Raw genomic sequence first — 23,863 nt, forward strand, 5'->3', positions numbered from 1 at the left:
CGGGCACCGTCAGCCGGCGAAGTGCGCCGCGACGAGGGTGAGGAAGGTGAGGCCGGCGCCGAGCAGTACCGCGAGGCCGGCCTTGCGGGCCGGGGTGGGCGGGGCGCCGTCCGGGGTGGTCTGGGTCCAGACGAGCGCCCCGAGCGCCACCGCCAGGGTGCCGAGGTAGCAGGCGCCGGGGATGTCCGCGCAGGTCCCCCGCATGACGCAGGCCGTGCCGCGCTCGGAGGCGAGCGCGAGGACGACGACCAGGAGGGTCGCCGGGATCAGCAGCAGGCCGGCCCACAGGGAGCGGACGCGGAACCGGCGGGCCTCGCTCGGGGCGGGCGGCAGGAGGTCGTTCATGGCACCGATCCAACCCGCCGCCGGCCCTCGCCCGCATGGGCGGTCGTACTCAGATCCCCCCGCTCACACCGCCTCGACGCTCGCCGGCTCCGCCTCGCCGATGAAGGTGCGCCACAGCGCCGCGTAGCGCCCGTCGCGGGCGAGGAGTTCGTCGTGGGTGCCGTCCTCGGCGACCCGGCCGTGGTCCATCACGATCACCCGGTCGGCGCGGGCGGCCGTCGTGAGGCGGTGGGCGACGACCAGGGTCGTACGGCGGCCGGCGAGGCGGTCGGTGGCCGCGTTGACCTGGGCCTCGGTGGCCAGGTCCAGGGCGGCCGTGGCCTCGTCGAGGAGCAGCACGTCGGGGTCGACCAGTTCGGCGCGGGCCAGGGCGATCAGCTGCCGTTGGCCCGCCGAGAGGTTCCGGCCCCGCTCGGCGACCTCGTGGAGATAGCCGCCGTCGAGGGTGGCGATCATGTCGTGGGCGCCGACCGCGCGGGCCGCGGCCTCCACCTCGGCGTCGCTCGCCCCGGGACGCCCGTACGCGATGGCGTCGCGCACCGTCCCGGCGAACAGGTACGCCTCCTGCGGCACGACACCGAGCCGGTGCCGGTACGCGGTGAGGTCGAGCTCGCGCAGGTCCGTGCCGTCGGCGGTGACGCGGCCGGCGGTGGGGTCGTAGAACCGGGCGACCAGCTTCACCAGGGTCGACTTGCCCGCGCCGGTCTCCCCGACGAAGGCGACGGTCTGGCCCGCCGGGATGCGCAGGTCGATGCCGGTCAGCGCGGCGCCCTCCGGCTCTCCGGCGTCGTCCCCGTAGGCGAAGGACACGTCCTCGAAGGCGATCTCGCCGCGCAGTCCGGGGACCTCGCGCGGGGCCGCCGCCGGGGCGGTGGAGGTGGGCTCCTGGAGGAGCTCCTGCATCCGCTTCAGCGAGACCGCGGCCTGCTGGTAGCCGTCGAAGACCTGGGAGAGCTGCTGCACGGGCGCGAAGAACAGGTCGATGTAGAGCAGGTAGGCGACCAGGGCGCCGGTGGTGAGCGTGCCGCCCTCGATGCGGTGGGCGCCCACGATCAGGACGGCCGCGGCGGCCACCGAGGACAGCAGCGTGACGAACGGGAAGTAGACGGAGATCAGCCACTGGCCGCGGACGCGGGCCTCGCGGTACTCCACGCTGCGGGCGGTGAAACGTTCCAGGCCCGACCGCTCGCGCCGGAAGGCCTGCACGATCCGCAGGCCCGAGACCGACTCCTGCAGGTCGGCGTTGACCACGCTGATCCGCTCACGGGCCAGCTCGTACGCCTTCACGCTGGAGCGCCGGAAGTAGTACGTCGCGACGGCGAGCACGGGCAGGGTCGCGAAGACGACCAGGGCGAGCTGGAAGTCGAGCACGAGCAGCGCGCCCATGATGCCGAAGAAGGTCACGACCGAGACGAAGGCCGTGACGAGACCGGTCTGAAGGAAGGTCGACAGGGCGTCGACGTCCGTGGTCATCCGGGTCATGATCCGGCCGGTGAGCTCGCGCTCGTAGTAGTCCAGGCCGAGCCGCTGGAGCTGGGCGAAGATCTTCAGACGCAGCGCGTAGAGGATCCGTTCGCCGGTGCGGCCGGTCATGCGGGTCTCGGCGGTCTGCGCGACCCACTGGACGAGCACGGTCACCAGGGCGAGCGCGGAGGCCGCCCAGACGGCGCCGATGGCGAGCCGGTTGACGCCCTCGTCGATGCCGTGCCGGATCAGGATCGGCAGCAGCAGGCCCGCGCCCGCGTCCAGGGCGACCAGCCCCAGGCTGATCAGCAGCGGCAGGCCGAAGCCGCGCACGAGACGGCGCAGCCCGTACGACTCCTCGGGCGCCACGGCCCGGACCTCGTCGACGTCCGGGATGTCGGCGGCGGGCGGCAGGGCCTCCACGGCGGCGAGCAGCTCCGGGCTGGTGCCGGGCGCGGCGGACTCGCCGTCCTCGGGCTCCTCGCGCACCCACAGGGCCGGGGTGATGCCCCGCTCGGCGTCGAACTCGGCGTCCAGCTCGGCCCGCAGCGTGCGGTCCTCGGGCACGTCGGCCGGGGGGAGGTGGCCGGGCGAGACCGCGCCCAGCTCGTCGGGGTCGGTGAGGAGGCGCCGGTAGAGCGCGGAGCCGCGCTCCAGCTCCTCGTGGGTGCCGATGGCGGCGAGCCGGCCCTCGTCGAGCACGGCGATCCGGTCGGCGAGGCCGAGGGTGGAGCGGCGGTGCGCGATGAGCAGCGTGGTGCGCCCGGCCATCACGGACTTCAGGGCCTCGTGGATCTCGTGCTCGACCTTGGCGTCGACGGCCGAGGTGGCGTCGTCGAGGAGCAGCAGCCGGGGGTCGGTGAGGATCGCACGGGCCAGCGCGACGCGCTGGCGCTGCCCGCCGGAGAGGGTGAGGCCGTGTTCGCCGACCTTGGTGTCGTAGCCGTCCGGGAGCTCGGCGATGAAACGGTCCGCCTGGGCGGCGCGGGCCGCGCTCTCGATCTGCTCCTGGGTGGCGTCGGGCAGGCCGTAGGCGATGTTGGCGCGGACCGTGTCGGAGAAGAGGAAGGAGTCCTCGGGCACCAGACCGATCGCGGCGCGCAGCGAGTCCAGCGTGAGCTCGCGGACGTCGTGGCCGCCGACGAGGACGGCGCCGTGGGTCACGTCGTAGAAGCGGGGCAGCAGCAGCGAGACCGTCGACTTGCCGGAGCCGGAGGCGCCGACGACGGCGACGGTCTCTCCGGGCCGGATCTCCAGCGAGAAACCCCGGAGGACCGGGCTGCCGTCCTCGTACGCGAAGGAGACGTCGTCGAACTCGACCGTCGCGGGCGCGTCCGCCGGGAGTTCCCTCGTGCCGTCCCGCAGGGTCGGCTCGGTGTCGATGAGCTCCAGGACCCGGTCGACGCCGGCGCGGGCCTGCTGGCCGACGGTGAGGACCACGGCGAGCATGCGGACCGGGCCGACGAGGGAGGCGAGGTAGGCGGAGAAGGCGACGAAGGTGCCGAGGGTGATCTGCTGCCGGTAGGCGAGCCAGCCGCCGAGTGCGAGGACGGCGACCTGGCCGAGGGCGGGCACGGCCTGGAGGGCGGGGGTGTACCTCGCGTTGAGCCGGATGGTGCGCAGCCGGCCCGCGTAGAGCTTCCGGCCCGCCTCCCGGATCTTGCCGGTCTCCTGCTCCTCCTGACCGAAGCCCTTCACGACCCGGACGCCGGTCACGGCCCCGTCGACGACCCCGGCGACGGCCGCGGCCTGCTGCTGGGCGTACCAGGTGGCGGGGTGCAGCCGGGTGCGGCTGCGCCGGGCGATCCACCAGACCGCGGGGGCGACGGCGAGCGCGACGAGGGTGAGCGGCAGGGACAGGGCGGCCATCACGCCGAGCGAGATGAAGAACAACAGGAAGTTGCCGATGGTCATCGGCAACATGAAGAGCAGGCCCTGGATGAGCTGCAGGTCGCTGGTGGCGCGCCCGACGACCTGCCCGGTGGACAGCTCGTCCTGGCGGCGCCCGTCGAGCCGGGTGATCGTCCCGAACATCTCGGTCCGCAGGTCGTGCTGGACGTCGAGGGCGAGCCGGCCGCCGTAGTACCGCCGGACGTACGTCAGCGCGTAGACGACGACGGCGGACGCGACGAGCAGCCCGGTCCACAGCGCGAGGGAGCCGGTCCTGTCCCCGATGACCTCGTCGATGATCACCTTGGTGATCAGCGGAGCGAGCGCCAGCACGGCCATGCCGCCGAGCGAGGACCCGAGTGCCAGGAGCACGTTGGCCTTGTACCGCCAGGCGTACCCCCAGAGTCTGCGGGCCCAGCCCCGGCCGCGCTCCCCCGTCTGTTCCTGCCCCACCGCCGCCACGTGGCGCCTCCCATCCGTCCTGCTCTACCGGAAGGCCCAACGCGGTCGACGTGCGATTTCATCCCGCCGCAACAATCGGCGGGCGAGGATCGGCCGGAGGTCGGACGCGGCGGGGCCCGGAGTCCTACGCCTCCGGACCGCGCGGGAGCCGGGCGCCGGACGGGTCACGCGCGCACGCACCGGGGGCGCCCTCGCCGGGCCCCGCCGCCGGCCGGCCGTGTACGCGGACCGCCCGGAACGTCCGGTGGCGCGCATTGCGCCCGGCCGCGGCGGGTAGGGCCGGACCGTCCGCCCGCGCCGGCGGGGCGGAGGAGAGCTGAGGAGACGGACATGGGGGACGGCGTCCACGGCAGGCCGTACGAATGGGGACGGCTGCACGCCGCCTTCCGCGTGCTGGAGGGCCTCGCGGCGGGCACGAGCGCGCTGGACCGGGAGAGCGCGCGCCGCGCGACGACGAGTTCGCCGCGCAACAGCGTGGAGCGCCTGCTGCGGCACGCGGCCGAGCACATCCTCCGGGCGCGGGAGCGGGGCGGCGAGCGGGCCGTGGCCGCCGCGCGGGTCTACGGGGACATCGGCCTGCTCATAGCCCCCGAGCCGATGTCCCGGGGCAACCTCGGCCCGCGGGAGGTCGCTTCCTTCGACGAGGGGTACGAGCAGCAGCTCGGCGTGTACCGGGAGGCCTTCGGCGCGCTGGTGGTCTGAGCGGGCCCCGAGGCCGGGACCGCACGCCGGCGGGACCGGCGGGTCACGCCCCGCCGGGCGCTCCGGAGGCCCGGGCCCGGAAGCGGGCCCGGGCGGACCGGGTCAGAGGTGGGTGGGCTCGAACATCTTGAGGAGGGCGGGGAGGACGACCACCGACGGGCCCGGGGTCTTCAGTGCCTCGGCGAGGTCCGTGGCCAGGGCCTCGGGGGTGGTGAGGGTGGCCGGGACGCCGAAGGACCCGGCGAGCGCGACGAAGTCCGGGCGGGTCAGCTCGGTCGCCGTGGCCTCGCCGAAGGCGTCCGTCATGTACTCGCGCAGGATGCCGTAGCCGCCGTCGTCGACGATCAGCCACGTGACGTCGGAGCCGTACTGCTTCGCCGTCGCCAGCTCGGCGATCGAGTACATGGCCCCGCCGTCGCCCGACACCGCGAGGACCGGCCGGGTCGGGTCGGCCGCGGCCGCGCCGAGGGCGGCGGGGAAGGCGTAGCCGAGACCGCCGGCGCCCTGGGCGGAGTGCATGGTGTTGGGGCGGCGGGCGTCGAAGGCGGACCAGGCCCAGTACGCCAGGATCGTCATGTCCCAGAAGCTGGGCGCCCGGTCCGGCAGGGCCTCGCGCACGGCGGCGACGACCCGCTGCTCCAGGCCCAGGTCCTGGGCCGCGAGGCGGTCCCGCACCTTCGCCAGGACGGCCCGGACCCGCTCCGGGGCGCGGGCGTCCTCGCGTACGTCCACCGTCTCCAGCAGCGCCTGCAGCGCGAGGCGGGCGTCCGCGTGGATGCCGAGCGCCGGATGGTTCGACTCCAGCTTCCCGGCGTCGGCCTCGATCTGGACGACCCGGCCGCGCGGGGCGAACGTGTGGTAGTTCGACGACAGCTCGCCGAGGCCCGAGCCGACCACCAGGAGGACGTCCGCGTCCTCCAGGAAGTCGGTGGTGTGCCGGTCCTCCAGCCAGGACTGCAGCGACAGCGGGTGCTCCCACGGGAAGGCGCCCTTGCCGCCGAAGGTGGTGACGACGGGGGCGCTGATCCGCTCGGCGAGCGCGAGCAGCTTGCCCGCCCCGTCGGAACGGACGACGCCGCCGCCCGCGATGATCGCCGGACGCTCGGCGTTCGCCAGGAGGTGCGCGGCCACCGCCGTCAGCTCGGGCCGGGGGGCGAGCTCGTCGGGCGTCGCGTCCACGGCCGTGACCACGGGCAGCGTCGCCGGGGCGAGCAGCACGTCCTGCGGGATCTCCACCCACACCGGCCCGTGCGGGGCCGTGAGCGCCGACTTCCACGCGGCGGCGACGGCGGAGGGGATCTGCGACTGCGTGCGGGCCGTGTGCACGGACTTCACGACGTCGCGGAAGGAGGCCTGCTGGTCGCGCAGCTCGTGCAGATAGCCGTGCCGGCCGCCGCCGAGCCCGGCCGACGGGACCTGACTGGCGATCGCGAGGACCGGCGCGGAGGCGGCGGCCGCCTCCTGGAGCGCGGCGAGCGACATGAGCGCCCCGGGGCCGGTGGACAGCAGCAGCGGGGCGGCCTCGCCGGTGATCCTGCCGTAGGCGTCGGCGGCGAATCCGGCGTTGTTCTCGGCGCGGAGCCCGACGTAACGCAGGTCGGAGCGGCGCAGGGCGTCGAACAGACCGAGGGCGTGCTGGCCGGGGAGGCCGAAGACGGTGGTCGCGCCGAGCCCGGAGAGGGTCTCGACGACGAGGTCACCGCCGGTCCGCCCGGCGGGCGGGTGGAGCGCCGCCTCCGTCTGGGCGGCGGTGGGCCGCAGCACGAGGTCGTGATCGTGGGTCATGGGGTCCTCGGGGCGTGACGTGGTCGGACGGATGCGGCCCGGTGACGGCGGGCGGGTCCAGCCTGCCCCAGGTCCGGTTCCGCCGGGCGGGGGCCCCTCGGTCCCGGCCGCTCTTCCCCCGGGTCTCCCCCGACCGGAGCACCCCGGGCCGGGGCCGGCCCACGGACGGCGGGCGGACCGGAAGGCGGGCGGCCCGTACGGCGGGCCGACCGCACGTCGGGCGGACCGTATGGCGGGCCGGCCCGCTCACGCAGCGCGGCGGGGAACTCCGGGCGCGCGCCGGGGAACTCCGGGCGCGCGCCGGGCGGAGAGGAACCCCGGCCGGACGGCGGGCGGAAGGGTCCCCCCGGCCGCGCGGGTGTCGCCGGTCCCGCCCGCCCGTCGGCCGCGCGGGGCGCGGACGGGGCGGGCGGGGACGGCGACGCGAGTCACTCGGCCGTGCGCGACGCGGCGATCTGGCGGGACATGATCGTCGTCAGTTCGTAGGCCGTGTGCGAGGCGGCGACGGCCGTGATCTCCGCGTGGTCGTAGGCGGGCGCGACCTCGACGACGTCGGCGCCGACGAGGTTGCAGGAGGCGAGACCGCGGAGGATCTCCAGGAGCTCGCGGGAGGTCATGCCGCCCGCCTCGGGGGTGCCGGTGCCCGGGGCGTGGGCCGGGTCGAGGCAGTCGATGTCGATGGAGATGTACAGCGGACGGTCGCCGATGCGCTGGCGGAGCTGGTCGGCGACCTCGTCCGCGCCGCGGCGGTAGATGTCCGCGGAGGTGACGATGCCGAAGCCCATCTTCTCGTCGTCCGTCAGGTCCTGCTTGCCGTACAGCGGGCCACGGGTACCGACGTGCGACAGCGCGGAGGTGTCGAGGATGCCCTCCTCGACGGCGCGGCGGAAGGGGGTGCCGTGGGTGTACTCGGCGCCGAAGTAGGTGTCCCAGGTGTCGAGGTGGGCGTCGAAGTGGAGCAGGGCGACCGGGCCGTGCTTCTTGGCGACGGAGCGCAGCAGCGGCAGCGCGACGGTGTGGTCGCCGCCGAGGGTCATCATGCGGGCGCCGGTGGCGAGCATGTCGTCGGCGGCGGCCTCGATGGTGTCGACGGCCTCGTTGATGTTGAACGGGTTGACCGCGATGTCACCGGCGTCGGCGACCTGGGCGAGCGCGAACGGGGACGCGTCCTGCGCCGGGTTGTACGGGCGCAGCAGGCGGGAGGCCTCGCGGATGGCGTTGCCGCCGAAGCGGGCGCCGGGGCGGTAGGAGACGCCGCTGTCGAAGGGGATGCCGACCACGGCGACGTCGGCGGTGCCGACCTCGTCGAGCCGCGGCAGCCGGGCGAACGTCGCGGGACCGGCGTACCGCGGGATGCGGGACGAGTCGATCGGGCCGCGCGGGGTGTTCTGGTCGCTGCTGCTCATGGACGGTTCCTCCGGGGGGCGAGGGGATGCTTCTCCGGCACGACGGTAGGCGCCGGTGAAGCCGTGCAGAAGTGGATGTTTCCTCCACTGTACGAGCCGGTGGTGTACGAAGGGTCCATGACGACGAGTCCTGCGCACCCCGTCTCCACCCCGCCGGCCCCGCCGATCCCGCTCGCCGCGCTGCTCGCCCGCCGGGACCTGGGCCTGCGGCTGCTCGCCGGACCCGGGGACGTACCGCTGCACTGGGTGCACACCTCGGAGATGGCCGACCCGTACCCGTACCTGCTCGGCGGCGAACTGCTGATGACCGCGGGCGTGCAGCTCACCGACCCGGCGCGGTACGTGGAGCGGGTGGTGGAGGCGGGAGCGGCGGCGCTCGCCTTCGGGGTGACGCCGGTGTACGACACGGTCCCGGCCGGCCTCGTCGACGCGTGCGCACGTCACGGCCTCCCGCTCCTCGAAGTGCCCCCGCGCACCCCGTTCACCGCGGTGGCGCGGGCCGTGTGGCGGCTGATGGCGGAGGCCCGGCTGCAGGAGCTGCGCCGGGTGACGGAGGCCCAGCAGTCCCTGGCGACGGCTGCGGCCCGCCCGGCCCCGGTCCCGGCGGTCCTCGGCGCGCTCGCCGCCCGGCTCGGCGGCCGGGCGGTGCTCCTCGCCCCGGACGGCACGGAGTCGGCGGCGGCCGGCCGGGAGGTCCCGCCGGAGGCGTCCCGGGCCCTGCGGGAACTGGCGGGGGTCCTGGGCGCGCGCCCCGGCGGCCCGGCGTCGGCGAGCGGCGAGGGCGGGGGTCTGCGCCTCGCGGCGTACGCGCTCGGCGGCGGCGACGGGCCGGCCCTGGGGGTGGCGACGGAGCGGCGGGACCCCGGCGACCACACGATCGCGGGCGTGGCGGTGGTCCTGCTGTCCCTCCTGACCGCCCCGCACCGGAACGCGGACGCGGCGGCACGGGACGGGGCCCTGGTCCGGCTGCTCCTGGGCGCCTCCCCGGCGGAGGCGGCGGCCGCGCTGGATCCCGGGCCCTGGACGGTGGTCCACGCACTGGGCGGCGACGGCACCCCGTTCGCGGCGGCGGACCTGGCCGCGTCGCTGGGAACGGCACTGGTGGACACGGGAGCGCCCGAGGCTGCGGACGCGCCTCCGACGGGGACGGACGCACCCGGCGCCGCGGGCAGGACTCCGACGGGTACGGGAGCGCCCCTGGGGGAGGCGGCAGCGGCCCGTGGCTCCGGGACGGCCCATGGCTCGGAGGCTGCCCGTGGCTCCGGGACGGCCCATGGCTCGGAGGCTGCTTCCGGGGCGGCGCCCGCCTCCGTACGTCTCCTGCTGCCCGCCTCCGTCACCGTCACCGCGCGGCCCGGCTGGTTCCTCGGCGTCTCCGCACCTGCCGGAGCCGGGGACCTCGCCGCCGCCGACGGGCAGGCGGCGCGGGCCCTGCGCCGGGCGGAGGCCACCCGGTCGGCGCTCGTGCGCCACCGCCCGGGCGGCCTCGCGTCCCTCGTGGACCCGGACGAGGCCGCCGCCCACGCCCGGACCCTCCTGACGCCCCTGAGCGAACCGCTCAGGGAGACCCTGCGCGCCTGGCTCTCCCTGCACGGCAGCTGGGACCGGACGGCGGTGGCCCTGGACGTGCACCGCAACACCGTCCGTCAGCGGATCACCCGTTGCGCGGCCCTCCTCGACCGGGACCTGGACGACCCGGACGTACGGATGGAGCTGTGGTTCGCGCTCAGCACGGTGTAGTCCGGAGCCGGTTCCACGATCGGCGGCCGCACGATGCCGCCCCGCCACAGGCGCCTCCGGCCCGGCGTCGTGGCCCTCGGCGAGGTGGGTGGGCACGACAGCGGCGCGCCCGGGTGCGGGACGCGCCGCTGTCGTGCCGTGGTGGGCCCTGGGGAGGGCCCTCGGATCAGTAGAGCTTGTTGACGGCGGTCTTCGTCGTGGTGCGGAAGGCGGTCAGCGGGGCGTCCTTGAGGTCGCCCATCTGCCCCCAGCGGACGAGGGTGACGGTGCGGCCGTCGCGGCCCACCGAGAAGAGGTGGATGTCGGTGCTGCCGATCTGCGGGTCGGCGGTGTCCAGGCTGTAGACCCAGGCGCCCTCCTCGACGGCGAGCCTGCCGTGGAAGGCGCTGACGGCCTTCAGGCCCGGGTTCTGCCGCTCCAGGAGGGGGCCGCAGCCGGCGAGGGAGGTGCGGAGGGTGTCCACCAGCTTCACGGCGTCGGCCTCGGTGCGGGCGACGGTCGTGACCTGGACGCCGTTGGTGTCGAGCTCGGTGCCGAACTCGCGGTAGCGGGTGTTCTGCGCCGGGATCTTGTACGGGGCGCAGAGGACGCCGCCGTTCTCCGGGACGCCGTCGAAGACCTGGGTGGCGGTCCACGGCGTCGACGACGGCGGCATCTGGGAGGCGGCGAGGAAGGCGGGCTGGGCGGCGGCCTGCGCCGGGGCCGTGGCGAGGGCCGCGAGGCCCAGGGCGGCAGCGGCGGCGGTGGCGAGTGCGCTACGGAGCCTGTTCATGGTGGTGGATCCCCCGTCGGGTCGTTCGGTCAGTGCTCGACCAGCGTCGGGGCCGGTGTCCGCCGCCCGCAACGGTGACGCGCCCACCGGCCGTCCCGGAACCATTCCACCCCCGTTGACGTGCAAGGACGTAGAGGGGTGGGACGCCGGGGCGAGGGGGATGGAATGCCGAAGGACGCCGCCGTCGAGGACTTCGCGCGGCTCGTGCGCGCGCTGAAGGCGCGGGACGGGAGGAGTTACGAGGCGCTGGGCCGGCGTCTGAACGTCAGCGCGTCCACCCTCCACCGCTACTGCTCCGGCGCGACCGTCCCGGAGGAGTTCTCCGTGGTCGACCGCTTCGCCCTGCTGTGCGGGGCGGGCGGGGAGGAGCGGCGGGCCCTGGAGACCGCCTGGGCCCGCGCGGACGACGCCCGGCGCCCGGCACCGGGCCCCGGTGCGGAGCCGCCGCCCGAGCCGGGCCCGGAGCCGAGGCCCGAACCCGTCCCCGAGCCGAAGCCCGACCCCGGCCCGGAGCCGAAGCCCGACCCCGAACCCACCCCCGCCCCCCACCTCGGCCCGCAGCCGGCCGCGAAGCCCGGACCGGCCCCGAAGCCCGTGCCGACCCCCGAGCCGGAGGCGGAAGCGGCCCCCGAGCCGGCACCCGTGCACGCGCGCGTGCCGGGCCTCCCGTCCGGGGGGCGGAGGCGCCGGTGGGGGTGGGCGGGCGTCGTCGGCGGGGCGCTGGCGGTGGCGGTGACGGTCACGCTCGGAGCCGTACTCCTGCCCGGGAAGGCCCGGGAGCGGGCCGCCGCACCACCGGCGCCGCTGACGTGGACGGTCGCCTCGCACCTCTGGAAGAACGGGTGCGGACACACCTACCTCGTGCAGCGGACGCCCCCTCCCCCGCCGGAGCCGGCCGACGCGCGGAGCTGGGCGGCCGCGCAGGGGGCCGTGGACGGCGGGGAGACGCTGGTGCGGGTGTCGGTGCAGGGGAAGGGCGCGGCGGCGGTGGTGCTCCAGGCGCTGCACGTGCGGGTGGTGGAGCGGGCCGCGCCGCTGCCGTGGGCGGCGTACCGGACGGACGACGGGTGCGGCGGGGCGGTGACGCCGCGCCGCTTCGAGGTGGACCTGGACCGGCCGCGTCCGGTGGCGCGGGCGCTGGACGGGTACGACGCCTCCGGGCAGGAGGGCCGGACGCTCCCGGCGGTCTCCTTCCCGTACGCGGTCAGCGCCGCCGAGCCGGAGGAGCTGCTGGTCTCGGCGGCGACGGCGGGGTGCGACTGCCGCTGGTACCTGGAGCTGGAGTGGAGCGCGGAGGGGCGCCGGGGGACGGTCCGGATCGGGGACGAGGACGGCGCGCCCTTCCGGACGAGCGGGGCGAAGGGCCGGCCCGTGCACGGGTACGACTCCGTGGGGCGGGCCTGGATCACAGGCGAGGAGTCTGGACAGAGCCCTTGACCGGTCGGTAACTTCGTTGTCAGCAGACTGAGCAAGCGCTTAGACAAAGCGCGGCCGGCAGGACAGGACACCGAAGGAGGCGGCTCGTGCGCCGTACCGTATTCAACGAGGACCACGAGGCGTTCCGGGAGACCATCCGGGCCTTCATCGAGGCCGAGGTCGTCCCGGTCTACGACGAGTGGTTCGCCGCCGGTCAGGCGCCGCGCGAGTTCTACAACAAGCTGGGCGAGCTGGGCATATTCGGCATCAACGTGCCGGAGGAGTTCGGCGGCGCCGGCCTGGACACCCACAAGTTCGAGGGCGTCCTCTACGAGGAGACCGCCCGCGCCGGCGTGCAGTTCGGCGGCTCCGGCGTGCACGTCCTGCTCGCCCTGCCGTACATCAAGATGCTCGCCACCGACGAGCAGAAGAAGCGCTACCTCCCGAAGTTCGTCTCCGGCGAGGAGATGTGGGCCCTGGCGATGACCGAGCCGGGCACCGGCTCCGACGTCGCGGGCATGAAGACCACCGCCAAGCTCTCCGAGGACGGCACCCACTACGTCCTCAACGGCGCCAAGACCTTCATCACCGGCGGCGTCCACGCCGACCGCGTGATCGTCTGCGCCCGCACCTCCGCCCCCTCGGCCGAGGACCGCCGCTTCGGCATCTCCCTCTTCGCCGTCGACACCAAGTCCGAGGGCTACTCCATCGGCCGCAAGCTGGACAAGCTCGGCCTGCGCACCTCCGACACCGCCGAGCTCGCCTTCGTCGACGTCAAGGTCCCGGTCGAGGACCTGCTCGGCGAGGAGGGCAAGGGCTTCTACTACCTCGGTCACAACCTGGCCTCCGAGCGGTGGGGCATCGCCTTCGGCGCGTACGCGCAGGCCAAGGCCGCCGTCCGGTTCGCCCAGCAGTACGTCACGGACCGCACGGTCTTCGGCAAGCCGGTCGCGCACTTCCAGAACACCAAGTTCGAGCTGGCCGCCTGCCAGGCCGAGGTGGACGCCGCCGAGGCGGTCGCCGACCGCGCCCTGGAGGCCCTGGACGCGGGCGAGCTCACCCCGGCCGAGGCCGCCTCCGCCAAGCTCTTCTGCACCGAGGTCGCGCACCGCGTCATCGACCGCTGCCTCCAGCTGCACGGCGGCTACGGCTACATGAACGAGTACCCGATCGCCCGCCTGTACGCCGACAACCGCGTCAACCGCATCTACGGCGGCACCAGCGAGATCATGAAGTCGATCATCGCCAAGTCGATGGGCCTGTAAGTGCCCGAAGAGCACAACGCACTGGATGACCTGCTCGATCTGCTCGACCTCGAGCGGATCGAGCAGGACATCTTCCGCGGGCAGTCCCGCCCCTCGATCGTCCCCCGCGTCTTCGGCGGCCAGGTGGCCGCACAGGCGCTGGTGGCGGCGGGGCGGACCGTGCCCGCGGACCGGCTCGCCCACTCCCTGCACGCGTACTTCCTGCGGGCCGGGGACCCGGGCGCGCCGATCGTCTACAACGTGGACCGCATCCGCGACGGGCGGTCCTTCACCACCCGCCGGGTGGTGGCCGTCCAGCACGGCCAGCCGATCTTCCACCTCTCGGCGTCCTTCCAGGCGTACGAGGAGGGGCTCGACCACCAGGCGGACATGCCGCCCGCGCCGGACCCCGAGTCGCTGCCGACGCCCGCCGAGATGCTGCCGCGCCACCTCCCCCGCGAGGTCGCGGACCGGCTGATCGAGGCCCGCGCCGCGGTCGACCTGCGCTACGCCGAGACGCCCCCGTGGGGGACGGTCGGCACCCCGCGCGAGCCGCGCTCGCAGGTCTGGTTCCGCACCAACGGCAAGCTTGCGGACGACCCGCTGCTGCACGTCGTCCTGGCGACGTACGTCTCCGACATGACGCTGCTCGACTCGATCCTCCTCGCGCACGGGCGCGGCGGCTGGGCCGTGGGCGACGTCGTCGGGGCGTCCCTGGACCACGCCATGTGGTTCCACCGCCCCTTCCGGGCGGACGAGTGGCTCCTCTACGACCAGGAGTCGCCCACCGCGTCCGGCGGACGCGGCCTCGGCCAGGCCCGGATCTTCACGCAGGACGGCAGGCTGGCCATCTCGGTCATCCAGGAGGGTGTCGTTCGCGTGCCGCGCTGACGCCCGGACATAGCGTCCGCTTCATGGCGGAACAGGGCGAGAGCACCTTCACAGTGATCGTGGCGGCGATGGCCAACCTGGGCATCGCCGCCGCCAAGGCCGTCGCGGGCGTGATCAGCGGCTCCAGCGCGATGCTGTCGGAGGCGGCCCATTCGCTCGCCGACACCGTCACCGAGTTCATGCTGCTCACCGCCCTGAAACGGAGCGAGAAGCCGGCCGACGAGGACCATCCGCTCGGGTACGCGAACGAGCGGTACGTGTGGGCGATGCTCGCCGCCGTCGCCACCTTCGTGGGCGGCGCGGTCTTCTCCCTCTACGACGGCGTCCACACCCTCGTCGCGGGCGAGGAGGTGGGCGACCCCCTCGTCTCGTACGTCGTCCTCGGCATCGCGTTCGTCCTCGAGGGCTTCAGCCTCCGGACGGCCGTCCGACAGGTGAAGAGCGAGGCGGCGCGCAAGAAGACCCCGTTCAGCCGCTATCTGCGCCTCACGCCCGACACCACCGTCAAGGCGGTCGTGATGGAGGACTCGGCCGCCCTGGCCGGCCTCATGCTGGCCGCCGGCGGCCTGCTCGGCGTCGAGATCACCGGTTCGAGCGTCTGGGACGGCGTCGCCTCCGTCCTGATCGGCCTGCTGCTCGCCTACGTGGCCTGGGTGCTGGGCCGCGCCAACGCGGAGCTCCTGATCGGCCGCCCGCTCCCCCGCCCGATGCGCGACCAGGTCCGCGCGGAGCTGCTGGCCGTGGACCACGTGGTCGGCGTCCTGGACCTGACGACGCTGATCCAGGGCCCGGACGAGGTGATGGTGGCGGCGAAGGTCGACTTCCGGGACGTGTCGACGGCGGCCGAGATCGAGCGGGCCTGCGACGCGGCCGAGACCCGCCTCCGCACCCGCTTCCCGTCGATCCGCCGCGTCTACCTCGACCCGACACCAGGGCGCGCGTGACCCCCCACCCGGTCCGCCCCTGCCCCGCACCCGACGACGGCGGGAAGGGGGCCGGTGGCTCCGCGGGGGAGGGGGTGTCCGGACGTGGCGGCGACCTCCACGAGCGAAGCGAAGTGGAGCTCGCAGTCCGGACACCCCCTCCCCCGCGGAGCCGGCGGCCCCCGCTCGACGAGGGGTTTCTACGCGACGCCCCACAGGGCGGGAACGCCCCACGGAGCGGTCGGAGCATCCACCGCGGGGGGCCGGCGCCTGCGGCACGCGGCAGGCGGGCAGGCGGCAGACGGGCGAGGGGCGAGGGGCGAGGGTAGGTGCCGGGCCCGTCAGGAGAGCAGGCCCGCGGTGTCCAGGAGATAGGCGGTGAGCGGCTCGTAGGAGCGCGGGTCCAGGACGTGGTCGTCGAGGGGCACGGTGACCTGCATCGTCCCCTCCGCCTCCGCGAGGAACAGCGCCGGGTCGTTGCAGTCCGCATAGCCCACCGAGTCCACGCCCCGCTGCGCCGCGCGCCCCGCCCATCCGTGGTCGGCGACCACGAGGTCCGGCGCCGGCTCGCCGACCGCCTCCAGGCCGTCGAGGACCGCGTTCATCGGCTCCGGGGAGTGCGTGTGCCAGAGGCTGGCGCCCCGCTCGAAGACGGCGACGTCGGCGAACTGCACGACGTACCCCTCGTCGGCGGTGAGGCCGCCGGGGATGCGGACGATGTCGCACCCGCGCGCCCGCAGCGCGCCGGCGACCCGGGAGTGCGCGTCGATCAGGGCCCCGGGGTGGCCGGTCGCGAAGAGCACGCGCTCCTTCGCGGCCGCGGCCTTGGCGAGGCGGGCTGCCATGCGGTCGAGGGCGTCGACGGTCAGCTCGGGGTCGATGGTGTCCTGTCCGGTGCGGTGCGCCGGGTCGTCGACGACTCCGCACCGCTCGGCCATGACGGCGAGCACGTCCTGCTCGTCGGTCCACCGGTCGCCGAGTTCCAGGCCGAGCCAGTAGTGCCGGTCGCCGTTGGCGAGCTTCCGGTAGTGGCTGAGGTTGTTGTCGCGCGGTGTGGCGACGTCCCCGGCGATACGGGTCCGGACGAGGTGCTCGACGAGGGCGGCGCGGCTGAGTATCGGCATGGCGCCCATTCTGCCGGGCGCCGGGCCCGGGTTCCTAGGCGGAGCCCCGACCGTCGCCCAGCGAGCCGAACGCCCCGTGGGCGAGGCCGCGCAGCAGGGCCTCCATCCGGGTGCGGCCCAGCGGGGCGCCGAGGTGCGGGGTGGAGTTGAGGAGTCCGAAGACGGCGTGGACGGCGGCGCGCACCTCGTACTCCCCGGCCGCCGGGTACAGGTCGCGGACGACGGCGACCCACAGCTCGACGTACTGCCGCTGGAGCTGCCGGACGCGCTTGCGGTCCTCGTCCTTGAGGCGGTCGAGCTCGCGGTCGTGGAGCGTGATGAGCGGCCGGTCGTCGAGGGCGAAGTCGATGTGGCCGTCGATGAGGGAGCCGAGCACGGCGCGCGGGTCCCCGTCGGATTCGGCGACCCGGAGCCGGCCGCCGTCGAGCAGCCGCTCGCTGATGCCGACGAGCAGTTCGGCGAGCATCGCGTCCTTGCCGGGGAAGTGCCGGTAGAGCCCGGGACCGCTGATGCCGACGGCGGCTCCTATCTCGTCGACGCCGACGCCGTGGAAGCCGCGCTCGGCGAAGAGACGCGCGGCCTCTTTGAGGATCTGCTCGCGTCGCGTCGGGGCGTCGGTCCGGCCGGTCGGGGTCGGCGTCGTGGTCATGGATTCGATTCTAGACAATGCGGTTAGCGCTCGTTAACCTGAGGCCATACGTTAACGCTCATTAACCCGAGTGGACCGACCGAGCAAGGGAGCTCGACGGATGCACCAGGCACCTGTGCTGACGAGCGCGGCGGATCCCGCCTCGGCGGCCTGGCAGGCCAACGAGGCGGCCCATCACGAGCTGGCCGCCACGCTGCGCGCCAAGCTCGCCGCGGCCGCCCTCGGCGGCGGCGAGCGGGCCCGCGCCCGGCACACCGCGCGCGGCAAGCTGCTGCCGCGCGACCGTGTGGACACACTGCTCGACCCCGGCTCGCCCTTCCTGGAGCTGGCCCCGCTCGCGGCCAACGGGATGTACGGCGACCAGGCCCCGGCGGCCGGCGTGATCGCGGGCATCGGCCGGGTCTCCGGCCGGGAGTGCGTGATCGTCGCCAACGACGCCACCGTCAAGGGCGGCACGTACTACCCGATGACGGTGAAGAAGCACCTCCGCGCCCAGGAGGTGGCACTGGAGAACCGTCTCCCCTGCCTCTACCTGGTCGACTCCGGCGGCGCCTTCCTGCCGATGCAGGACGAGGTGTTCCCGGACCGGGAGCACTTCGGCCGGATCTTCTACAACCAGGCCCGCATGTCGGGCGCCGGCATCCCGCAGATCGCGGCGGTCCTCGGCTCCTGCACGGCGGGCGGCGCGTACGTCCCGGCGATGAGCGACGAGGCCGTGATCGTGCGCAATCAGGGCACGATCTTCCTCGGCGGCCCGCCGCTGGTGAAGGCCGCGACCGGTGAGGTCGTGACGGCCGAGGAGCTCGGCGGCGGCGAGGTCCACTCGCGGATCTCCGGCGTCACCGACCATCTGGCCGAGGACGACGCCCACGCCCTGCGGATCGTCCGGAACATCGTCGCGACGCTTCCCGAGCGCGGCCCGCTGCCCTGGTCGGTCGAGCCGGCCGAGGAGCCGAAGGTCGACCCGGCGGGCCTGTACGGCGCGGTGCCGGTCGACTCCCGCACCCCCTACGACGTGCGCGAGGTGATCGCGCGAATCGTCGACGCCTCCCGCTTCCAGGAGTTCAAGGCGGAGTACGGGCAGACCCTGATCACCGGCTTCGCCCGGATCCACGGCCACCCGGTCGGCATCGTCGCCAACAACGGCATCCTGTTCGCCGAGTCCGCCCAGAAGGGCGCCCACTTCATCGAGCTGTGCGACCAGCGCGGCATCCCGCTGCTGTTCCTGCAGAACATCACCGGCTTCATGGTCGGCAAGGCGTACGAGCACGGCGGCATCGCCAAGCACGGCGCCAAGATGGTGACGGCCGTGGCCACCACCCGCGTGCCGAAGCTGACGGTCGTCATCGGCGGCTCGTACGGCGCGGGCAACTACTCCATGTGCGGCCGGGCCTACTCCCCCCGCTTCCTGTGGATGTGGCCCAACGCCAAGATCTCGGTCATGGGCGGCGAGCAGGCCGCGTCCGTGCTCGCCACGGTCAAGCGCGACCAGCTGGGCGACGCGTGGAGCACCGAGGAGGAAGAGGCCTTCAAGGACCCGATCCGCGCGCAGTACGAGACGCAGGGCAGCGCCTACTACGCGACGGCCCGGCTGTGGGACGACGGGGTCATCGACCCGATGGAGACCCGGCAGGTGCTCGGTCTCGCCCTGACCGCCTGTGCCAACGCGCCCCTGGGTGACCCCCAGTTCGGCGTCTTCCGGATGTGAGGACCCAGAGGATGCAGCACATGTTCGACACCGTCCTGGTGGCCAACCGGGGCGAGATCGCCGTCCGGGTCATCCGCACCCTGCGGGAGGCGGGCGTCCGCTCGGTGGCCGTGTACAGCGACGCCGACGCCGACGCCCGGCACGTGCGCGAGGCGGACACGGCGGTACGGATCGGGCCGCCGGCCGCCTCCGAGTCGTATCTCTCCGTCCCCGCCCTGCTCGACGCCGCGCGGCGCACCGGCGCGCAGGCCGTCCACCCGGGCTACGGCTTCCTCGCCGAGAACGCCGGCTTCGCGCGGGCCTGCGCGGAGGCGGGCCTGGTCTTCATCGGGCCGTCCCCCGAGGCGATCGCGCTGATGGGTGACAAGATCCGGGCGAAGCAGACCGTGCAGGCGGCGGGCGTGCCCGTGGTCCCCGGCGCGGCCGACCCCGACATCGTCGACGCCGCCCGCGAGCTCGGCGCGCCGGTGCTGCTCAAGCCGAGCGCGGGCGGCGGCGGCAAGGGCATGCGCCTGGTGCGCGACCTGGCCGTCCTGGAGGACGAGATCGCGGCGGCGCGGCGCGAGGCCCGGTCCTCGTTCGGCGACGACACGCTGCTCGTGGAGCGGTGGATCGACCGGCCGCGGCACATCGAGATCCAGGTCCTGGCGGACGCGCACGGCAACGTGCTGCACCTGGGCGAGCGCGAGTGCTCGCTGCAGCGCCGCCACCAGAAGATCATCGAGGAGGCACCGAGCGTCCTGCTCACCCCGGAGATCCGGGCGGCGATGGGCGCGGCGGCGGCCGACGCGGCCCGCTCCTGCGGGTATGTCGGCGCGGGCACGGTCGAGTTCATCGTGCCGGGCGGCGACCCGTCCTCGTACTACTTCATGGAGATGAACACCCGCCTCCAGGTCGAGCACCCGGTGACGGAGCTGATCACCGGCCTCGACCTGGTGGAGTGGCAGCTGCGGGTCGCCGCGGGCGAGCCGCTGCCGTTCGCCCAGGAGGACGTCCGGCTGGACGGCTGGGCGATCGAGGCGCGGATCTGCGCGGAGGACCCGGCGCGCGGCTTCCTGCCGTCCGGCGGCACGGTCCTCGCGCTGAACGAGCCGCAGGGTGCCGGGGTCCGCACGGACTCGGGCCTCGCCCGGGGCACCGAGGTCTCGTCCCTCTACGACCCGATGCTGTCGAAGGTCATCGTCCACGCGCCGGACCGCCCGACGGCCCTGCGCCGGCTCCGCGCCGCCCTGGCCGGCACGGTCACCCTCGGCGTCCCCACCAACGCGGGCTTCCTGCGCCGTCTGCTGGCCCACCCGGACGTCGTCAGCGGCGACCTGGACACCGGTCTGGTGGAGCGGGACGCGGACAGCCTGGTCGACGGCGCGGTCCCGCGGGAGGTGTACGCGGCGGCGGCGCTGCTGCGCCACTTCCCGGCGGCCGCGGCGGCGCCCGGCCGCGCCTGGTCGGACCCCTTCGACACCCGTACGGGCTGGCGTCTGGGCGGCACCCCCGCCTGGACGGCACTGGACTTCCGGGTGCCCGGACACGAGCCGGTGACCGTCCGGGTCCGTGGCGGGGCGGCGTCCGCCGAGCTGCTGCTCGGCGAGGCCGTGCCGGGCGACGAGGACGGCGTCGTGTCGGCGGCGCTGGCCGGCGAGGCCGGCGGCTCCGAGCTGGTGGTCGCCGTCGACGGCGTCACGCACCGCTTCGCCGTGGCGTCCTCTCCGGAGGGGCTGTGGCTGGGCCGGGACGGCGACTCCTGGCACGTCCTCGACCACGACGCGGTGGCCGCCGCCCTCAGCGGCGCCCGGCACGGCGGGGCGGACACGCTGGCCGCGCCCATGCCCGGGACCGTGACGGTCGTGAAGGTGGCCGTCGGGGACGAGGTCGAGGCGGGACAGAGTCTGCTGGTCGTCGAGGCGATGAAGATGGAGCACGTCATCTCCGCCCCGCACGCCGGCACCGTCACCGAGCTGGACGTCACGCCCGGCACGACCGTGGCCATGGACCAGATCCTGGCCGTGGTGACCCCGCGCGACGACGAGGAGGCGGCATGAACGGCCTGCCGATGACCGTGTCCGACCCCACGCTCCCCGCGCGGGTCCGGATCCACGAGGTGGGGCCCCGCGACGGCCTGCAGAACGAGAAGACGGCCGTCCCGACCGACGTGAAGGCCGAGTTCATCCGGCGGCTCGCCGCCGCCGGCCTGTCGACGGTCGAGGCGACGAGCTTCGTGCACCCCAGGTGGGTGCCCCAACTGGCCGACGCCGAGCAGCTGTTCCCCCAGGTGAGCGGTCTGCCGGTGCGGCTTCCGGTCCTCGTGCCGAACGAGCGCGGGCTCGACCGTGCGCTCGATCTCGGCGCCCGTGAGGTCGCCGTCTTCGCCTCGGCCACCGAGTCCTTCGCCCGGGCCAACCTCAACCGGACCGTCGACGAGGCGCTCGCGATGTTCCGGCCGGTCGTCACCCGGGCCATAGAGGCGGGCCTCACCGTCCGCGGCTATCTGTCGATGTGCTTCGGCGACCCCTGGGAGGGCGCCGTCCCGATCGAGCAGGTCGTCCGGGTCACGAAGGCGCTCGCCGACATGGGCTGCGACGAGCTGAGCCTCGGCGACACCATCGGCGTCGCCACCCCGGGGCACGTCCAGGCGCTGCTCACGGCGCTCGGCGAGGCGGGGGTGCCCACCTCCCGGCTCGCCGTGCACTTCCACGACACCTACGGGCAGGCGCTGTCCAACACGCTCGCCGCGCTCCGGCACGGCGTCACCACCGTCGACGCCTCCGCGGGCGGCCTCGGCGGCTGCCCGTACGCCAAGTCCGCCACCGGGAACCTCGCCACCGAGGACCTGGTGTGGATGCTTCAGGGCCTCGGCATCGAAACCGGGGTCGACCTGACCGCCCTGACCGCCACGAGCGGCTGGATGGCCGACCAACTGGGCCGCCCGAGCCCGTCCCGTACCGTTCGCGCGCTCTCCCACAAGGAGTCCTAGTCATGTCCCTCGATCACCGGCTCTCGGAAGAGCACGAGGAACTCCGCCGCACGGTGGAGGAGTTCGCCCACGACGTCGTGGCGCCCAAGATCGGCGACTACTACGAGCGGCACGAGTTCCCGTACGAGATCGTCCGCGAGATGGGCCGCATGGGCCTGTTCGGCCTGCCGTTCCCCGAGGAGTACGGCGGCATGGGCGGCGACTACCTGGCGCTCGGCATCGCGCTGGAGGAGCTGGCCCGGGTGGACTCCTCGGTCGCCATCACCCTGGAGGCGGGCGTCTCGCTCGGCGCGATGCCGGTCTACCGCTTCGGCACCGAGGAGCAGAAGCAGGAGTGGCTGCCGAGGCTGTGCTCCGGCGAGCTGCTCGGCGCCTTCGGACTGACCGAGCCGGGCGCCGGCTCGGACGCGGGCGGCACCCGCACCACCGCCGTCCGCGACGGCGACCACTGGGTCATCAACGGCTCCAAGTGCTTCATCACCAACTCCGGTACGGACATCACCGGCCTGGTCACGGTCACCGCCGTCACCGGCCGCAAGGCGGACGGACGTCCGCTGATCTCCTCGATCATCGTCCCCGCGGGCACCCCGGGCTTCACGGTCGCCGCGCCCTACTCGAAGGTCGGCTGGAACGCCTCCGACACCCGCGAGCTCTCCTTCGACGACGTGCGCGTCCCGGTGGAGAACCTGCTCGGCGAGGAGGGCCGCGGCTACGCGCAGTTCCTGCGGATCCTGGACGAGGGCCGGATCGCCATCTCGGCGCTCGCCACGGGCCTCGCGCAGGGCTGCGTGGACGAGTCGGTGAAGTACGCGAAGGAACGTCACGCCTTCGGGCGTCCGATCGGTGAGAACCAGGCCATCCAGTTCAAGATCGCCGACATGGAGATGCGCGCCCACATGGCCCGGGTCGGCTGGCGCGACGCGGCCTCGCGGCTGGTGCTCGGCGAGCCGTTCAAGAAGGAGGCGGCGCTGGCGAAGCTGTACTCGTCCACGGTCGCCGTCGACAACGCCCGCGAGGCCACCCAGATCCACGGCGGCTACGGCTTCATGAACGAGTATCCGGTGGCCCGCATGTGGCGCGACTCCAAGATCCTGGAGATCGGCGAGGGCACGAGCGAGGTCCAGCGGATGCTGATCGCCCGGGAGTTGGGCCTGTCCGGCTGATCCTCCCGCCACAGGCTCCGGAGCCCGTCACCCCGACCGGGGTGGCGGGCTCCCGCGTTCCCGCACCGCCCCGCCCCTGTTGATCAGACTGAGGTTAGGCTAACCTACCTTCGACTTGCCCAGGCCGACCCCGGCACGTACCGAAAGCGACTTCGCCATGCCCAGCACCGCCCGAGCCACCTCCCTCACCCGTCGCGGTCTGCTCGCCGCGGGCGGCGCCCTCGGGCTCGGCGCCGCGCTCGCCGCCTGCGGCAGCGGCACCAAGGGCGGCGGCGACTCGACCAAGGCCGGCGACAAGGGCGGCCCGTGGACGTTCACCGACGACCGCGGCACCGCCGTCCAGGCCAAGTCCGTCCCGAAGAACATCGTCGCCTTCACCGGAACCGCCGCCGCCCTGAAGGACTTCGGCATCGAGGTCAAGGGCGTCTTCGGCCCGACCACGGTCAAGGACCCGAAGACCGGCGCGGAGACCCCGGACGTCCAGGCCGGTGACCTCGACGTCAGGAAGGTCGAGATCATCGGCAACGTCTGGGGCGAGTTCAAGATCGAGGAGTACCTCAAGCTCCGGCCCGAGCTCCTCGTCACCGACATGTGGGAGAAGAACGACCTCTGGTACGTCCCGGCCGAGCAGAAGGACAAGATCCTCAAGATCGCGCCGAGCGTCGCCCTGTGGGCCGCCGACAAGTCCATGCCGGCCGTCCTCCAGCGCCACGCCGACCTCGCCGCCTCGCTCGGCGCCGACGTGCAGACCGCCCGGATCAAGGCGGACAAGGCCCGCTTCGAGGCCGCCGCGGAGCGGGTGCGCAAGGCCGCGCAGGGCAAGAAGGACATCAAGGTCCTCATCGGCTCCGGCTCCCCGGACCTCTTCTACGTCTCCACCCCGGCCCGCCCGACCGACACGCTCTACTTCAAGGAGCTGGGCGTCAACGTCATCACGCCGGCCAAGCTCGACCAGGGCGGCTGGTTCGAGGGCCTGAGCTGGGAGAACGTCGACAAGTACCAGGCCGACATCATCATGCTGGACAACCGCACCTCGGCCCTGCAGCCCGAGGCCCTGAAGGCCAAGCCCACCTGGGCCGCGCTGCCCGCCGTCAAGGCCGGCCAGGTCATCCCGCGCGTCACCGAGCCGATCTACTCGTACGCCAAGTGCGCCCCGCTGCTGGAGGACCTGGCCAAGGCCCTCGAGAACGCCAGGAAGGTGTCCTGAC

At 74.1% G+C, this 23,863-nt stretch carries 18 protein-coding genes; 11 read left to right on the plus strand and 7 right to left on the minus strand.

What is annotated here, in order from left to right; all coding sequences use genetic code 11:
• Window positions 1-9: 9 nt before the first annotated feature.
• Both ACGF1Z_RS10615 and ACGF1Z_RS10620 read right to left on the minus strand, forming a co-directional pair.
• On the minus strand, window positions 10-345 hold the full coding sequence (locus tag ACGF1Z_RS10615) for a hypothetical protein (protein ID WP_393002103.1): 336 nt from the start codon (window positions 343-345) through the stop codon (window positions 10-12).
• Between the two features lie 63 nt (window positions 346-408).
• Window positions 409-4,152: an ABC transporter ATP-binding protein gene (locus ACGF1Z_RS10620; RefSeq protein WP_393002105.1), complete on the minus strand. Its 3,744-nt coding sequence runs from the start codon at window positions 4,150-4,152 to the stop codon at window positions 409-411.
• Between the two features lie 339 nt (window positions 4,153-4,491).
• On the opposite strand from ACGF1Z_RS10620, the gene ACGF1Z_RS10625 reads away from it, so the two are divergent.
• On the plus strand, window positions 4,492-4,863 hold the full coding sequence (locus tag ACGF1Z_RS10625) for a hypothetical protein (RefSeq protein WP_393002107.1): 372 nt from the start codon (window positions 4,492-4,494) through the stop codon (window positions 4,861-4,863).
• A 102-nt stretch (window positions 4,864-4,965) separates the two neighbouring features.
• On the opposite strand, the gene ACGF1Z_RS10630 is transcribed toward ACGF1Z_RS10625, so the two are convergent.
• Together ACGF1Z_RS10630 and speB are read right to left on the minus strand one after the other, a co-directional pair.
• Entirely contained in the window at window positions 4,966-6,648 is a 1,683-nt protein-coding gene (locus tag ACGF1Z_RS10630) for a thiamine pyrophosphate-binding protein (RefSeq protein WP_393002108.1), read from the minus strand.
• 428 nt (window positions 6,649-7,076) lie between these two features.
• Complete coding sequence (gene speB, locus ACGF1Z_RS10635) at window positions 7,077-8,054, minus strand: agmatinase (protein WP_393002110.1); 978 nt, start codon at window positions 8,052-8,054, stop codon at window positions 7,077-7,079.
• A gap of 117 nt (window positions 8,055-8,171) precedes the next feature.
• Between speB and ACGF1Z_RS10640 the strand changes: the two genes are divergently transcribed.
• Complete coding sequence (locus ACGF1Z_RS10640; protein WP_393002112.1) at window positions 8,172-9,794, plus strand: PucR family transcriptional regulator ligand-binding domain-containing protein; 1,623 nt, start codon at window positions 8,172-8,174, stop codon at window positions 9,792-9,794.
• A 166-nt stretch (window positions 9,795-9,960) separates the two neighbouring features.
• On the opposite strand, the gene ACGF1Z_RS10645 is transcribed toward ACGF1Z_RS10640, so the two are convergent.
• A complete protein-coding gene (locus ACGF1Z_RS10645) occupies window positions 9,961-10,566 on the minus strand; it encodes a hypothetical protein (protein WP_393002114.1) in 606 nt (201 codons plus the stop codon).
• Between the two features lie 165 nt (window positions 10,567-10,731).
• On the opposite strand from ACGF1Z_RS10645, the gene ACGF1Z_RS10650 reads away from it, so the two are divergent.
• From ACGF1Z_RS10650 to ACGF1Z_RS10665, 4 genes are all read left to right on the plus strand, one after another.
• Window positions 10,732-12,003 (plus strand): helix-turn-helix domain-containing protein, encoded by a 1,272-nt coding sequence (locus ACGF1Z_RS10650; RefSeq protein ID WP_393002116.1) that lies wholly within the window; start codon window positions 10,732-10,734, stop codon window positions 12,001-12,003.
• A gap of 86 nt (window positions 12,004-12,089) precedes the next feature.
• On the plus strand, window positions 12,090-13,247 hold the full coding sequence (locus tag ACGF1Z_RS10655) for an acyl-CoA dehydrogenase family protein (RefSeq protein ID WP_393002118.1): 1,158 nt from the start codon (window positions 12,090-12,092) through the stop codon (window positions 13,245-13,247).
• The gene (locus ACGF1Z_RS10660) at window positions 13,248-14,117 is read left to right on the plus strand and encodes an acyl-CoA thioesterase (protein ID WP_393002120.1); all 870 of its coding nucleotides are present in this window, start codon (window positions 13,248-13,250) and stop codon (window positions 14,115-14,117) included.
• A gap of 23 nt (window positions 14,118-14,140) precedes the next feature.
• A complete protein-coding gene (locus tag ACGF1Z_RS10665; protein ID WP_393002122.1) occupies window positions 14,141-15,061 on the plus strand; it encodes a cation diffusion facilitator family transporter in 921 nt (306 codons plus the stop codon).
• A 320-nt stretch (window positions 15,062-15,381) separates the two neighbouring features.
• Here the strand turns inward: ACGF1Z_RS10665 and ACGF1Z_RS10670 are convergent, their stop codons facing one another.
• Entirely contained in the window at window positions 15,382-16,164 is a 783-nt protein-coding gene (locus ACGF1Z_RS10670; protein WP_393002124.1) for a phosphatase, read from the minus strand.
• A 34-nt stretch (window positions 16,165-16,198) separates the two neighbouring features.
• Window positions 16,199-16,813, minus strand: coding sequence for a TetR/AcrR family transcriptional regulator (locus ACGF1Z_RS10675; protein WP_393002126.1), 615 nt, complete (start codon window positions 16,811-16,813; stop codon window positions 16,199-16,201).
• A 100-nt stretch (window positions 16,814-16,913) separates the two neighbouring features.
• Between ACGF1Z_RS10675 and ACGF1Z_RS10680 the strand changes: the two genes are divergently transcribed.
• From ACGF1Z_RS10680 to ACGF1Z_RS10700, 5 genes are all read left to right on the plus strand, one after another.
• Window positions 16,914-18,521 carry a carboxyl transferase domain-containing protein gene (locus ACGF1Z_RS10680; RefSeq protein WP_393002128.1) on the plus strand — a complete coding sequence of 536 codons (1,608 nt, stop codon included), beginning with the start codon at window positions 16,914-16,916 and terminating at the stop codon, window positions 18,519-18,521.
• Window positions 18,522-18,541: 20 nt separating this feature from the next.
• Window positions 18,542-20,560, plus strand: coding sequence for a biotin carboxylase N-terminal domain-containing protein (locus ACGF1Z_RS10685; protein ID WP_393002130.1), 2,019 nt, complete (start codon window positions 18,542-18,544; stop codon window positions 20,558-20,560).
• On the plus strand, window positions 20,557-21,492 hold the full coding sequence (locus ACGF1Z_RS10690) for a hydroxymethylglutaryl-CoA lyase (protein ID WP_393002132.1): 936 nt from the start codon (window positions 20,557-20,559) through the stop codon (window positions 21,490-21,492). The genes ACGF1Z_RS10685 and ACGF1Z_RS10690 overlap by 4 nt, the downstream gene beginning before the upstream one ends.
• 2 nt (window positions 21,493-21,494) lie before the next feature.
• Window positions 21,495-22,655 (plus strand): acyl-CoA dehydrogenase family protein, encoded by a 1,161-nt coding sequence (locus ACGF1Z_RS10695; protein WP_393002134.1) that lies wholly within the window; start codon window positions 21,495-21,497, stop codon window positions 22,653-22,655.
• Between the two features lie 157 nt (window positions 22,656-22,812).
• Window positions 22,813-23,862 (plus strand): ABC transporter substrate-binding protein, encoded by a 1,050-nt coding sequence (locus tag ACGF1Z_RS10700; RefSeq protein WP_393002136.1) that lies wholly within the window; start codon window positions 22,813-22,815, stop codon window positions 23,860-23,862.
• Window position 23,863: the final 1 nt, after the last annotated feature.

Origin of the sequence: Streptomyces sp. NPDC048018 (assembly GCF_043202995.1) — a bacterium.
In the GTDB taxonomy this organism is placed as follows: domain Bacteria; phylum Actinomycetota; class Actinomycetes; order Streptomycetales; family Streptomycetaceae; genus Streptomyces.